The following is a 13099-nucleotide window of genomic DNA, read 5'->3' as shown; positions in this document are numbered from 1 at the left end:
TTGGAGTTGTTTATGTCTGTCATTAATCGGATCCCTGCCGTTGAAATCAGCCAGCCAGCCGGAACTCACGGCACCGTTGGCCGGATCCATTCCGTCGAAACCTGCGGCACTGTCGATGGCCCGGGAATACGCTTTATCGTATTCATGCAAGGCTGCCTGATGCGCTGCAAGTACTGCCACAACCGCGATACCTGGGATACCGAAGGTGGCCGCGAAGTGACCGTACCGGAGTTGATGAGTGACATCACCAGCTATCGCCACTTCATGAATGCCTCCGGCGGTGGCGTGACAGCGTCCGGCGGTGAAGCCATGCTGCAACCGGCTTTCATTACCGAACTCTTTACCGCCTGCAAAGAGAAAGGGATCCACACCTGTCTCGACACCAACGGCTTCGTCCGCCATCTCGACGAACAGGTGGACAAGCTGCTCGACCAGACCGATCTGGTGCTGCTCGACATCAAACAGATCAATGACGAGAAACACATTCCACTGACCCACGTCAGCAACAGATACACCCTGGAGTTTGCCCGCTATCTGGCAGCCAAAGGCAAGACCATGTGGATCCGCTACGTGGTGGTACCGACCTGGAGCGACGACGACGAGAGCGCCGAAGGGCTGGGCCAGTTTATCGCCGAGCTGGGCGAGAGCGTGGAGAAGGTGGAGCTGCTCCCCTACCACGAGCTCGGCAAACACAAGTGGGACGTGCTGGGCGACCCGTACGAGCTGAGCGGGATCAAGCCCCCCAGCAAAGAGACCATGGAACGGGTCAAGGGCATCCTCGGCAAGTACCACAACAACGTCAAATATTGATGGTAAAAGCAGGCTGACTCGTCAGCCTGCTCTGCTATGGGGCGGTCGGGAAGGCCGCCCGGACTCTACTGCATAAATGGACGACAAGATGAGTGAAGGACAACTCGCCGCCCTCCTGATCTGGCTGGTACTGCTGGCCTTCAGCCTGCGCCGCTCCCTGTGGCAGACCCTCCGTGACAACCCCCTCTATCAGCACCTGTTGCTGGGTAGCGCCATCGCGCTGGTGCCGCTCTGGTATCTAAGGGCCGGTCTGCATGAGGGGCTGGAGGTCCATTTTCTCGGGCTCACCTCCCTCACCCTGCTGCTTGGCTGGCGGCTGGCGCTGCTCGCCCCCTGCCTGACCCTGCTGGTGCTCGGTTACTTCGGTGTCACCAATCTGGCCGATTTGGGCTGGCAGGCGCTGGTGGGCATCGCCCTGCCGGTAGCCACCAGCTGGCTGCTGTTTCTGGCCAGCTGGGCCTGGCTGCCGCGCCATCTCTTTGTCTATATCTTCGTGGCCGCCTTTCTCGGCGGCGCCATCACCATCTCGGTCAAGGTGGCCGCCAGTGCGTTGCTGATGGGGCTAAGTCACAGCTACCCCTGGCACACCATCACGGCGGATTACCTCTCCATCTGGCCACTACTGCTGTTCCCCGAAGCTCTGCTCAACGGCATGGCGATGACGGTGCTGGCCATCTACCGCCCTCACTGGGTCAATACCTTCTTCGACCGCACCTATCTGGGCAAGTAACGCTCTCTTTCCTGATCTGCGCCCATAAAAAAGGAGAGGCCATCGCCTCTCCTTTTGGTATTCCGAATTATGCCAAATCCCGGCTTAGTGCAGCTTCAGGGTCGGGCGCAGTACCCGGTTGATGCGACCCACCAGCATGATGAGGCCGGTCTTGACGTAGCCGTGCAGGGCGATCTGGTGCATCCGGTAGAGGGAGATGTAGACCAGACGGGCGATGTAGCCCTCCACCATCATGGAGCCGCGCATCAGGTTGCCCATCAGGCTGCCCACGGTGGAGAAGCGGCTGAGGGAAACCAGCGAACCGTGGTCGTGGTAGAGGTAGGGCTTCATCTCGCCGCCGTTCATCTTGGCCAGAATGTTCTTGAACGCCTGGCTGGCCATCTGGTGGGCAGACTGGGCGCGCGGCGGCACGAACTTGCCATCCGGCTGCGGGCAGGCTGCGCAGTCACCGATAACGAAGATGTTCTCGTCACGGGTAGTCTGCAGGGTCTCTTTCACCACCAGCTGGTTGATACGGTTGGTCTCAAGACCAGCGATATCCTTCATGAAATCCGGAGCCTTGATACCGGCCGCCCACACCATCAGGTCAGCTTCAATCAGCTCGCCATCCTTGGTGTGCAGACCTTCGGCGGTCGCTTCGGTGATCATGGTGGCGGTACGCACGTCCACACCCAGCTTGACCAGCTCCTGATGAGCGGCGCCGCTGATGCGCTCCGGCAGGGCCGGCAGAATACGCGGGCCCGCTTCCACCAGGGTCACCTTCAGGCTGTCGGTGGTGAGGTTCTTGAAGCCGTAGGCGTAGAGCTGCTCGACCGCATTGTAGAGCTCGGCAGAGAGCTCAACGCCGGTTGCGCCGCCGCCAACGATGGCAATCTTCACTTTGTCGCCCGGCTTATATTCGGTGGCGAACTGCAGGAAGCGGTTCATCATGCTGTTGTGGAAACGGTGCGCCTGGGAGGGGCTATCGAGGAAGATACAGTGATCCTTGATGCCCTTGGTGTTGAAGTCGTTGGAGACAGAACCGATGGCCATCACCAGATAGTCGTAGGGCAGTTCGCGCTCGTTGACCACGATGTCGCCATTGTCGTCGTGGATCGGGGCCAGCACGATGCGTTTATCGTCACGCTTGATGTCAGTCAGGGTGCCGAGCTGGAAGTCGAAACCGTGGTTCTTGGCGTGAGACTGGTAGCTCAGGGCATCGATGCCAGCATCCATGGAGCCGGTGGCCACTTCGTGCAGCAGAGGTTTCCACAGGTGGGTGCGGTTGCGATCGACCAGAGTGATCTTGGCCTTGTTCTTCTTGCCAAGCTTGCGACCCAGACTGGTGGCCAGCTCCAGGCCACCGGCGCCGCCGCCTACAACGACAATATTCATCATGATGATTTTCCTCGGTTCCTCAAAACGAAAGGGAGCCATTGGCTCCCTAAAACGAAATCGGTCGACGTGATGGATCAGGCTTCTTTGAAGGCCTTCATCCGCTGCAGATGATGCGAGATATTTTTGAACTTATGAGTCTCGCGCTCATCCCACACGATGTCGTAATAGTTCTTCAATTCACGTTCAGTGTCCCGATTATCGCGCACTTCATCCTGAACGGAAAGGATGCACAGGCAGTTTCCTGAATTTTTCTTACGAAATTCAGTTACACACTTGGTACCAATATCATCGTACTCCTCCGGCCGGTCGATCTTGCCCTGCATGTTCTCTTCGGGGTGCAGATTGGGGTTGAAGATCACCTGGCGAATGCCGCACAGAAAGCCGATCCGCTCGCTCCAGTAGCCACCAAGACCCACGCCGCAGATCAGCGGTTTGGGATCGGTACTCATATCGAGCTGTTTTTTCACTTCCTTGAGCAGATGGCTCATATCATGACGGGGGTGAACCGTGCTGTAGTGCACGAAACGCACATCATCATCAATAAACTGCAACTGCAGCACTTTCTCGTGATTGCCTGGGCTGGTGGCATCAAAGCCATGCAGATAGATGATCATGGATAAGACCTCAAGATCTGTGTCGGTTTTATCGAAACTACCCCAGCGGCGGCCCCGTGCGCCACCAAAACATCCAACTTTCTTGCTTTGGATCACGCCCCCGCCCCCGATTGCGCCCTGCGGCCCGCGAGCGCCGTCACATGCAGAGAGGCGCATTGCGAGCAACGTTATGGTGCCAGGCTATCAAAGTGAGATCGCCAGACCGATAATGATAAACCCCTTACCAATCTGAGATGCCCTCACCTCCTTCCCCTGCCAGCAGCCGGACACTTATCTGGCCGGTATGTGACTCATCCCGCAAAAACAAGGCGTTATCGCCAAACGTTTTCTCTCGTGAGTGGCGTTGTGCATGTTTTGTGCACTGACCCGTGCTGCACCGGATCCCTCTCACTACTGCCGAGGGATCTGGCTCCTCTGTCAATACACGAGATCAATGACCGGGAAAGCTGCGGCTTTCACTATCTTGCCTGTAGCAGTTGCGCGGGCTTCAAGGAGTGATCTGTTCATGAACGAGACCAATCCCCCCTCCCCCCGACCGGGTGCGCGCAAACGCCCGGTGGATGAAGTGGAGCGCATGCTCCCCATGGGCCAACTATTTACCCTGGGCCTGCAACATGTGCTGGTAATGTACGCCGGCGCCGTGGCGGTGCCGCTGGTGATTGGCGGCAGTCTGGGGCTGCCCAAGGATCAAATCTCCTACCTTATCAGTTCGGATCTCTTCTGCTGCGGCATCGTCACCCTGCTGCAATGTGTCGGGATTGGCCGCTTTGCCGGGATCCGGCTGCCGGTCATCATGTCGGTCACCTTTGCCGCCGTGATGCCGATGCTGGCCATCGGAGCCAACCCGGATCTGGGGCTGACGGGCATCTTCGGCGCCACCATCGCCGCCGGTATCATCTCGACCCTGCTGGTGCCGCTGATAGGTCGGCTGATGCCGCTCTTCCCCACCGTCGTCACCGGGGTGGTTATCACCTCCATCGGGATCAGCATCATGCAGGTGGGGATCGACTGGATGGCAGGGGGGAAGGGCAATCCGGAATATGGCAGCCTGCGCTATATCGGCACCAGCTTTCTGGTGCTCGTCTTTATCCTGCTGGTGACCCGCTTCACCAAGGGCTTTTTCAGCAATATCTCGGTGCTGCTCGGGATCATCTTCGGTTTCGTGGTGGCCATCGCCATGGGCGAAGTGAGCCTCGATGGCCTCGGCGAGGCAGCCTGGTTTGCCCCCATAGTGCCCTTCGCCTTCGGCTGGCCTACCTTCGATCCTATCTCCATCGCCACCCTGACGGTGATCATGCTCATCACCTTTATCGAGTCGATGGGGATGTTTCTGGCCCTTGGCGACATCGTCGGCCATCCGGCCAGGCGCGGTGATATCGTACGCGGGCTGCGGGTGGATGGCATCGGCACCATTATTGGTGGGATATTCAACAGCTTCCCCCACACCTCCTTCTCCCAGAATATCGGTCTGGTGAGCGTGACCGGGGTATCGAGTCGCTGGGTCTGCGTGATGTCGGGGGGGATCCTGCTCGCCTTTGGCCTCATCCCCAAGATGTCGGTGCTGGTCGCCTCCATCCCGCCCTTCGTGCTGGGGGGCGCCGGTATCGTGATGTTCGGCATGGTACTGGCCACCGGTATTCGCATCCTGGCGCGCACCGATTACAACAGCAACCGTCACAACCTCTATATCGTCGCCATCAGTCTCGGAATTGGCATGATCCCGACGGTCTCCGGGAATTTCTTCCAGCAGCTTCCGGCGCAACTACAACCGCTTTTTCATAGCGGTATCCTGCTGGCCACCATCAGTTCGGTGCTGCTCAACCTCTTCTTCAACGGCTATCAGCCGGATCTGAGTCACCAGACCCGTCCTCTGTTCGTTGGTCCCATCAAACCGCAGCAAGAGCAGGCATAACAAACAGGCCCCCGGACAGCGAGACTGTCCGGGGGCCTGTTGTTCATATCACCGCAGACCCAATCAGGCAGGCAACTGCGCGAAGCGCTCTACCGCCTGCGCTACTTGTGCCAGACTCCCCTGCCAGAAGGCGGCCTCACGGATATCCTGCCCCAGATGCTTGGCTACCAGATCTTCGGCGCTCATCCGGCCGGTATCGCGCAACAAGGCACGATAGGCCTCGGCAATGCCCTCTTCCCCCGCCGCCTTGCGGCTCATCAACTGCTGATAGACCCCGAGGCTGAACAGATAACCGAACAGATAGGGATAGTTGTAAAAGCCCAGCCCCGGGATGGAGAAGTGCGCCTTGGCCGCCCAGAACATGGGGTGATAGCGGGTCAGGCTCCCCTCATACCAGCGTCCCCACGCCTCGTCGGTCAACGCCTTGAGCCGCTCTGCCGACACATAACCCTGCGCCCGCTCGGCCACCAAGGCCTGCTCGAAATCGAAGCGAGCCGGGATATTGACCAGGAAGGTGGCCGCGCCGTCGGCCTCGGCCCAGGCGATCGCCAACTGCTCTTCGGGGCTTTCTGCCTGCTCGAACAGGGCGCTGCGCACCAGAGTTTCGGCGAAGATGGAGGCGGTCTCCGCCAGCGTCATGGGGTAGCTGCGCTGACTCATCGGCAGATCGCGGATCACCCAGTTGTGCCAGGCGTGACCCAGCTCATGGGCCAGGGTAATGACATTGTCCATGGTGCCGGCATAGGTGACGAAGACCCGCGGCTCGACCGGTTCGGCAAACTTGGTGCAGTAGGCGCCGGTGCGGCGATTTGGTGTGGGCGCCGCATCAATCCACCCCTTCTCGGCCATCATGCGGGCAAATGCCCCCATCTCGGGATCGAAACGGCTAAAGGCATTGGCAATCAACTCGATCGCCTCATCAAAAGGAATGTCGCGGCTGCTGGAAGCAGGCGGCGGCGCAAAGAGATCCTCCGGCCCCAGATCGTCGAGACCAAGGCGCTCGGCCATCAGCCCCAGGGCGCGCTGACCCAACCCACGGGCTCGCCAGGTTTCGCTCATCAGGGCATCGAGGGTGGCTCGCTCGATATGGCTCTGATGGCAGGAGAGATCCAGCGCATCGAGCACACGGGTGTTGCCACGCTGACGGGCCAGCTCCAGCCGCCAGCCGTTGAGGGCATTGAGGATAGCGGCAACCGTCTCCTGCTCCCCTTCCCAACCGGCGCTGATGGCATCAAAGGCTTCTAAACGCAGCGCACGTATCGGGCTGGAGAGCAGATTGCTCGCCTCGGCCAGCCCCATCTCGCGGCCATCAATGGTCAAGCGGATCTTGCCCACCAGATCGTTGTAGAGGTTGCCCCAAGCGTGCAGGCCATCGGTGCCCAGACCGATCACCAGCTGCTCCGCCGCCACCGGCAGGCGCTGATCCTGCAAACGACGCTCGTGGCGCAGGCGGTACGCCTCCTCACCGAGCAGTGGATCACTCATCAGCGCGGCGAATTTCTCTTCCGGCAACGCCAGCATCAGATCTTCCACCGGCGCCAGCGTCTTGAACAGATCGGCATTAAGGGCGCGGGCACGGGACGCCAGCTGTTTGGCCTGCGGATCCCGCGCATCCTGACTGCCGCGGCACGCGGCCAGAATGGCGACGTTCCAGCCGATATGGCGAATATCACGGGCGCGCAGCCGCACTTCCCGCAAGAAATCCAGCAGCGCAGCTGCATCGTCGCGTACCCCGTCCAGACCCGCCATATAGCTGGTCAGCTCTTCCAGCGCGTGGCGGGCGGCGCGCATGTCCGCTTCCAGCTCTGGGCTGTCGAGGCCCGGGTAGATATGGTCGTTATTCCACTGTTGTTGATACATAACTTCTCGCAAAGGCCTTTATCGGGAGGCGCAACAGACCTGCGGGCAGCAAGTCCGACACCGGGCAACCCGAAGGCCAAAAAATGAAGAGAGGAAAAAAGAGACAATGGCCCGCAAGCTCGCTTATCCCTTGGCCGGGGCAAGACGGCTCACCAGCGTCATCACGGCAACCAGCAGCAGACCCGCCACCACACCGGCCACGGCGTTGAGCAGAGTCGGCGTCACCGCCGCCAGTACGGCCCCTACTGTGGGCAGGGTAGCAACGACAGCGGCTGCGCCTTCAATCAGGTGATGAGCAAAAGGCCAGCCATGCACCAGAATGCCGCCGCCCACCATAAACATGGCGATGGTGCCGACCAGTGCCAACAGGTGCATCAGACGGGGCGCCGTCACCAGCAGCCCCTGCCCCACCGCGCGGCGCAGGGCGCTGCCATCGGGCTTTTGCAGCAGATGCAGACCGATGTCATCGAGCTTGACGATCAGCCCCACCAACCCGTAGACCCCGATGGTCATCAGCAGGGCGATGCCTGCCACTACCGAGAGCTGCAGCGCGAGGCTTGCTCCCTGTACCGTGCCAAGGGCGATGACGATGATCTCGGCCGACAGAATAAAGTCGGTGCGGATCGCTCCCTTTACCTTCTGCTGCTCAAACGCCACCAGATCATCGGGAATAGGAGCAGTGTGTGCCTCACCCTCACTCGCCTCATGGGGCAGGAACTTGTGGGCCAGCTTCTCGGCCCCCTCAAAGCAGAGGTAGGCGCCTCCCAGCATCAAGAGCGGCGTGATAAGCCAGGGCACCAGGGCACTGATGGCGATGGCGGCGGGCACCAGAATCAGCTTGTTGCGAAATGAGCCCTTTGCCACCGCCCACACCACCGGCAGCTCCCGCTCGGCACGCACTCCGGAAACCTGCTCCGCGTTGAGGGCGAGATCGTCCCCCAACACCCCGGCAGTCTTCTTCGCCGCCATCTTGGTCATTAGCGCCACGTCATCAAGCACGCTGGCGATATCGTCGAGCAGGGCCAACAAACTGGTTCCAGCCATATCAAAGATCCCTTATATCAGTGAGAAACGTCTTCCCGAAAAATGTCTCGCGCTTGTTCACCACGACCTTGGTCATCAGCGCCACATCATCAAGCACGCTGGCGATATCATCGAGCAGGGCCAACAAACTAGTTCCGGCCATATCAAAGATTCCTTATATCAGTGAGAACAGCCCCCGGGAGAGAGGTTTACGTCCCGATAACCACCAGGGTCAACAGGACCACCTCATGGCGATCGCAGGCCATCATCGGCCGAGCCAAGAATTCGGCGCTCGCCATCAGGGGGTTACGTCTTTCGGGTAAAAGATGGCACAGTGTAACGAGAAGCCGCCGTTTCGGCAGCACCCCTGAGCCATTTGTTCCTGGTTCCCTCTGAATCACCTCAAGGAGTTCCCATGCAACCCTGGCAACCTCTGCTCGCTCTCTGGTTTGGCGACGAAGCCGATGACGTTCTCCGGGCCACACGGCAAGCCCCGCTCTGGTGGGGAAAAAGCAGCGAAACGGATGCCCTGCTGGCCAGCCGCTTTGGCGAGCTGGCAGAGGCGGCAGCCAAGGGCAGCCTCGCCCACTGGGCCGATGCTCCCAGCGGTCGGCTGGCGCTGATCCTGCTGCTTGACCAGCTGCCCCGCAATATCCATCGCGGCACGCCTGCGGCCTTTGCCCAGGATCCGCTGGCCAGAGATCTCTGCCTGAAAGGGCTATCCATCGGGGCGGACAAATCCCTCTCGCCACTGGAGCGGGTCTTCTTCTATCTGCCGCTGGAGCATGCCGAATCCCGGGAGCAGCAGGCCAGAAGTGTGGCCCTGTTCGAGGCACTCGCTGCCGAGCAGGCTGGCACACCGGCGCAGGCGACCTTCGCGGGCTTTGCCGACTTTGCCCGTCGTCATCAGGTGATCATCGAACGCTTTGGCCGCTTTCCCCACCGAAACGACATTCTGGGTCGCACCAGCACACCGGAAGAGGCGGCATTTTTGCAGCAACCGGGCTCAGGCTTCTAAGCAGGTCATATAAAAAATCCCCGCCAGCTGGCTGGCGGGGATAGCAGATGGATAACAACCGTCAGCATTACTGAATGCGGTAACGGGATATCTGCTGGTGGATACTCTCGGTGGTGACATTGAGCTCCTCGGCTGCGGCAGAGGTCTCCTCTGCTGTGCTGCTGGTTTGCTGCACGACCTGAGCTATCTGCTCCACCTGATGGGCAATCGACTCGGCGGCCGAACTCTGCTCGCGGATGGCATTGGTGATCTCGCCCACCTGCTCCATCACCCGGTGCGACGCACTGCGGATTTCGGCAATAATGGCGCCACTCTCGGTCGCCATGGTGACCCCCTGGCTCACCTTCTCCTCCACAAGATGCATGCGGGAGACCGTATTGTTCGACTCCTGCTGGATCGCCTCTACCGTGGCGGAGATCTCCTGGGTGGATTGCGCCGTCCGCTCCGCCAGTTTGCGCACCTCATCCGCCACCACCGCAAAGCCACGGCCGGACTCCCCGGCCCTCGCTGCTTCAATGGCCGCGTTCAAGGCCAGCAAGTTGGTCTGCCCCGCCACATCACGGATCACGTTGACCACACCGCCAATGCGCGAAATGCCCTCACCCAGCGCAATGACCTCGGCCGAGGCCTGCCGGATCGAGTCGGCTATCTCGTTGATGGCATGAACGGTGCGCTCGATGGTCCGGCCCCCCTCGGTCGCCAGTTGCCCCGACTCGTTGGTGATGCGGCTCGTCTCCTGAGTGCGCTGGGAGATATCTGTGATGCTGACCGTCATCTCTTCCACACCGGCGGCTATCAGACTGGTGGCATCATTGGCCTGATTAGCCGAGCTGGCCAAGTGTTGCGCTGCCTGAGAGAGGGATTCGGCAGTGCTCTTGATCTGCAAGCTGCCGACGGAAAATTCGGTAAATGTCTGTTGCAGCGTATCGAGCAGCCGGTTGACCGCATTGAGGGTCAGGCCAATCTCATCCTGCTGTTTCACATCAGCTCTCAGGGTAAAGTTGAGGTCGCGCTGGATCCGGGTCAGGGTATCCATGGCGGTGCGAAGGGGATTGGCCACCTGATTGAACAACCAGACAAACAGCACCATCGTCAGCACGGTGGCACCACCGGCGATCAACAACAGGGTTTGCAGGCTGTTGTCGTAGTTCTCCTGACCCTGCTTCTTGAGCGCCAGTCCCAAATCCATATTGAAGTTGACGTGAAGCTCGATTGCCTTGGCAAATTGCTTGAACAGTCCGTATGCCTCTCCCGCCAGCATGTCTCTGGCTTCATCATTCTTGTTTTGGCGAGAGAGCTGCAGAACCTTGTCTATCTCCTGATAATATTGCGCGACAATGCGTTGATCATCGTCAGTCAGGCGCCGATCTTCATCATTGGAGAGCATCTCTGCCTTATATTTGTCGAGCAGCGAATTGATTTGTCCCCGTATCTCGGTGATACCCGTTTCAATCTGCTGCATCCTGCTTGAGTCGGTATTGAGCACATGCGTTTGTACCAGCGAGTGCAATTCATAGAAATCGGCCTGCACTTCCGTAATCAGCGAAATACTGGGCACCGTATTGTCCGTCACATAGCTCAAATCACGGTTGCCTGCCCCAAGGCGATTGATACTGAACCAACTGAGAAAAATGAGCGTCAGCATCACCAGCAGCGCGATCAGTTGCAGTCGACGAGCAATATTCATAACCGTACACTCCAGATGGAAACTATCTAGCAGTGTAGACGAGCCATAAACAACAACGGCCCGCATTGGCGGGCCGTTGTTGTTTATTTTTCATGGCGTTGTGATCAGGCTTTGGCTGGCTCACTCTCGCCCAGCGCGACGGTTTCACCCAGACTGTCTTCGGTCTTGGCGACCACGCTGGCGGCGATGGCGTTGCCCAGCACGTTGGTGGCTGAGCGGCCCATGTCGAGGAAGTGGTCGATCCCCAGCAGCAGCAGGATGCCCGCTTCCGGAATATGGAACTGGTTCAGGGTAGCGGCAATCACCACCAGAGAAGCGCGCGGCACCCCGGCCATCCCCTTGGAGGTGACCATCAACAGCAGCAGCATGGTGATCTGCTGGGCCATGGAGAGCTCGATGCCATACGCCTGGGCGATGAACATCACCGCGAAGGTGCAGTACATCATGGAGCCGTCGAGGTTGAAGGAGTAACCCATAGGCAGCACGAAGCTGGCGATGCGCTTGTCACAACCGAACTTCTCCAGACGATCCAGGGTCTTCGGATAGGCGGCTTCGGAGCTGGCAGTCGAGAAGGCAAGCAGGATGGGCTCGCGGATCATCGCCAGCAGTTTGATGACGCGACCACGCAGGAAGACGCTGCCCATGGCGATCAGCAGCAGCCAGAGACAGGCCAGCGCAATATAGAACTGGGCCATAAAGCTGCCGTAGGTAACCAGAATACCCAGCCCCTCTTTGGCTACCATGGCGGCGATGGCGCCAAACACCGCGAACGGCGCAAAGTTCATCACGTAGCCGGTCACTTTCAGCATGATCTCGGCAGCGCTGGCCATCAGCACCACTACCGGCTTGGCCAGATCGCCGAGCGCGGCGGCAGCCAGACCGAAGAAGAGGGAGAAGACCACGATCTGCAGGATCTCGTTGGTGGCCATCGCCTCTACGACGCTCTTGGGAATGGCGTGGGTCACGAAATCTTTCAGGGTAATGGCACCGGCAGCAATGCCCGAGCTGGCGGTGTCATTGGGCAGGGAGAGCGAAAGCCCCACACCCGGCTGCATCAGGGTCACCATCACCAGACCCAGGCTCAGGGACATCAGGGAGGCCAGCATGAACCAGCCGAGGGTCTTGGCACCGATACGACCCACGGTGCGGGTGTCGCCCATCTTGGCGATACCGACCACCAGGGTGGTGAAGACCAAGGGAGCGATGATCATCTTGATCAGTCGCAGGAAGATATCGGTCAGGATCGTGATGTTATTGGCGAAATCCGCAGCCTGATCTGCGGCAAACATCCGATAGCCCTGGCCGGTGAGGATGCCAAACATCATGGAGATGAGGATGGCGACCGTCAGTTTATTCATTTTCATGGGGGAGTCCCGGTTTTGATTGGTGCAAGCCGTAAACAGTGGCGTGGGAGCCACTACAGTCCGTTTTTGTGATCCGAGCCGTTGATTCCTGGCGGCTGGTATGCTGGGAGAATGCCTAAAAGCAGGGGGTAAATCTAGAGGCTTTATCCAGAATTTTATCCTGCCATTAGGTGTATGTGATATGGATCTTGCAAACCACCAATATTAATCACTGTTTATTTTGATTTCGGCGAGATATTTCGCATTAAGAGTTCGCTCATCGAGTGCCCGTGGCAACAGGCGAAAAGTGAGCAGCGCCGAGATGGTATGCTGCACCTGCATCTGGGCCATAAAGAGATCCGGCTCATCCTCGTCAAAGCCGAAGATCGGCCGTGATGGGGTCACCCTGACGGCATCGCGGTTAATGGTCAGCTCATCGACCTTGAGCCAGGAGTAACCCTCTGCCAGTGCCAGCTCCCCTGCCCGCTTGAGCACATATTTGCGGGCGGTCTCCCTGTCCACCAGATCGTTGCCGACAAACTCCAGTTGCCACTTGTCCGGGCCAAGCCGGGTCTGGGAAAAACCGGTCTGGCCATTCCAGAACGACTTTTCACTCTCGTAAGGGGTGGCGCAGCCCACCAGCAGCAGGGTGAGCATCAGCAGACAACAGGGTTTAGATACGGATGCAGACACGAGAGGCCTCGCCAGGCAAATGAGCAACAGAG

12 protein-coding genes are annotated in these 13099 nt (G+C 59.3%); 4 read left to right on the top strand and 8 right to left on the bottom strand.

Annotated elements, in window-relative coordinates:
• Positions 1–12 precede the first annotated feature (12 nt).
• Both pflA and I6L41_RS03305 read left to right on the top strand, forming a co-directional pair.
• A complete protein-coding gene (pflA, locus tag I6L41_RS03310) occupies positions 13–810 on the top strand; it encodes a pyruvate formate lyase 1-activating protein (protein WP_139734243.1) in 798 nt (265 codons plus the stop codon).
• Between the two features lie 88 nt (positions 811–898).
• Positions 899–1540 carry an energy-coupling factor ABC transporter permease gene (locus I6L41_RS03305; RefSeq protein WP_216961966.1) on the top strand — a complete coding sequence of 214 codons (642 nt, stop codon included), beginning with the start codon at positions 899–901 and terminating at the stop codon, positions 1538–1540.
• Between the two features lie 84 nt (positions 1541–1624).
• Here I6L41_RS03305 and I6L41_RS03300 read toward each other — a convergent pair whose 3' ends face one another.
• Together I6L41_RS03300 and ycfP are read right to left on the bottom strand one after the other, a co-directional pair.
• The gene (locus I6L41_RS03300; RefSeq protein ID WP_076492161.1) at positions 1625–2917 is read right to left on the bottom strand and encodes an NAD(P)/FAD-dependent oxidoreductase; all 1293 of its coding nucleotides are present in this window, start codon (positions 2915–2917) and stop codon (positions 1625–1627) included.
• A gap of 74 nt (positions 2918–2991) precedes the next feature.
• Positions 2992–3531, bottom strand: a complete 540-nt coding sequence (ycfP, locus tag I6L41_RS03295; RefSeq protein ID WP_005334000.1) for an alpha/beta hydrolase YcfP — start codon at positions 3529–3531, stop codon at positions 2992–2994.
• Positions 3532–4036: 505 nt separating this feature from the next.
• Between ycfP and I6L41_RS03290 the strand changes: the two genes are divergently transcribed.
• On the top strand, positions 4037–5443 hold the full coding sequence (locus I6L41_RS03290) for a nucleobase:cation symporter-2 family protein (protein WP_019445490.1): 1407 nt from the start codon (positions 4037–4039) through the stop codon (positions 5441–5443).
• A 63-nt stretch (positions 5444–5506) separates the two neighbouring features.
• Here the strand turns inward: I6L41_RS03290 and I6L41_RS03285 are convergent, their stop codons facing one another.
• The 3 genes from I6L41_RS03285 to I6L41_RS03275 form a co-directional block, all read right to left on the bottom strand.
• On the bottom strand, positions 5507–7303 hold the full coding sequence (locus I6L41_RS03285) for a M3 family oligoendopeptidase (RefSeq protein WP_216961963.1): 1797 nt from the start codon (positions 7301–7303) through the stop codon (positions 5507–5509).
• 123 nt (positions 7304–7426) lie between these two features.
• The gene (locus I6L41_RS03280; RefSeq protein WP_124929122.1) at positions 7427–8347 is read right to left on the bottom strand and encodes a DUF808 domain-containing protein; all 921 of its coding nucleotides are present in this window, start codon (positions 8345–8347) and stop codon (positions 7427–7429) included.
• A 1-nt stretch (position 8348) separates the two neighbouring features.
• Positions 8349–8489 (bottom strand): hypothetical protein, encoded by a 141-nt coding sequence (locus I6L41_RS03275; RefSeq protein ID WP_021231002.1) that lies wholly within the window; start codon positions 8487–8489, stop codon positions 8349–8351.
• 252 nt (positions 8490–8741) lie between these two features.
• Here I6L41_RS03275 and I6L41_RS03270 point away from each other — a divergent pair, with 252 nt between their 5' ends.
• Positions 8742–9344: a DUF924 family protein gene (locus I6L41_RS03270; protein ID WP_216961959.1), complete on the top strand. Its 603-nt coding sequence runs from the start codon at positions 8742–8744 to the stop codon at positions 9342–9344.
• A 67-nt stretch (positions 9345–9411) separates the two neighbouring features.
• On the opposite strand, the gene I6L41_RS03265 is transcribed toward I6L41_RS03270, so the two are convergent.
• From I6L41_RS03265 to I6L41_RS03255, 3 genes are all read right to left on the bottom strand, one after another.
• Positions 9412–11031: a methyl-accepting chemotaxis protein gene (locus I6L41_RS03265; protein ID WP_216961956.1), complete on the bottom strand. Its 1620-nt coding sequence runs from the start codon at positions 11029–11031 to the stop codon at positions 9412–9414.
• 104 nt (positions 11032–11135) lie between these two features.
• The gene (locus I6L41_RS03260; protein WP_005334018.1) at positions 11136–12395 is read right to left on the bottom strand and encodes a dicarboxylate/amino acid:cation symporter; all 1260 of its coding nucleotides are present in this window, start codon (positions 12393–12395) and stop codon (positions 11136–11138) included.
• A 204-nt stretch (positions 12396–12599) separates the two neighbouring features.
• Entirely contained in the window at positions 12600–13031 is a 432-nt protein-coding gene (locus tag I6L41_RS03255) for a hypothetical protein (protein ID WP_041235087.1), read from the bottom strand.
• Between the last annotated feature and the right edge of the window lie 68 nt (positions 13032–13099).

The organism is Aeromonas sp. FDAARGOS 1411, from assembly GCF_019047125.1.
Lineage (GTDB): Bacteria > Pseudomonadota > Gammaproteobacteria > Enterobacterales > Aeromonadaceae > Aeromonas > Aeromonas veronii.
Note: the sequence above shows the minus strand (reverse complement) of the source record. Positions and strands in the feature narration are given on the sequence as shown.

Excerpts from the sequence above, each read along its gene's own strand:
- I6L41_RS03265 (WP_216961956.1), bottom strand. The coding sequence starts at position 11,031 with ATGAATATTGCTCGTCGACTGCAACTGATCGCGCTGCTGGTGATGCTG.
- I6L41_RS03255 (WP_041235087.1), bottom strand. The coding sequence starts at position 13,031 with ATGCTCACCCTGCTGCTGGTGGGCTGCGCCACCCCTTACGAGAGTGAA.
- I6L41_RS03275 (WP_021231002.1), bottom strand. The coding sequence starts at position 8,489 with ATGGCCGGAACTAGTTTGTTGGCCCTGCTCGATGATATCGCCAGCGTG.
- ycfP (WP_005334000.1), bottom strand. The coding sequence starts at position 3,531 with ATGATCATCTATCTGCATGGCTTTGATGCCACCAGCCCAGGCAATCAC.
- I6L41_RS03270 (WP_216961959.1), top strand. The coding sequence starts at position 8,742 with ATGCAACCCTGGCAACCTCTGCTCGCTCTCTGGTTTGGCGACGAAGCC.
- I6L41_RS03290 (WP_019445490.1), top strand. The coding sequence starts at position 4,037 with ATGAACGAGACCAATCCCCCCTCCCCCCGACCGGGTGCGCGCAAACGC.
- I6L41_RS03260 (WP_005334018.1), bottom strand. The coding sequence starts at position 12,395 with ATGAAAATGAATAAACTGACGGTCGCCATCCTCATCTCCATGATGTTT.
- I6L41_RS03280 (WP_124929122.1), bottom strand. The coding sequence starts at position 8,347 with ATGGCTGGAACCAGTTTGTTGGCCCTGCTCGACGATATCGCCAGCGTG.
- I6L41_RS03300 (WP_076492161.1), bottom strand. The coding sequence starts at position 2,917 with ATGATGAATATTGTCGTTGTAGGCGGCGGCGCCGGTGGCCTGGAGCTG.
- I6L41_RS03285 (WP_216961963.1), bottom strand. The coding sequence starts at position 7,303 with ATGTATCAACAACAGTGGAATAACGACCATATCTACCCGGGCCTCGAC.
- pflA (WP_139734243.1), top strand. The coding sequence starts at position 13 with ATGTCTGTCATTAATCGGATCCCTGCCGTTGAAATCAGCCAGCCAGCC.
- I6L41_RS03305 (WP_216961966.1), top strand. The coding sequence starts at position 899 with ATGAGTGAAGGACAACTCGCCGCCCTCCTGATCTGGCTGGTACTGCTG.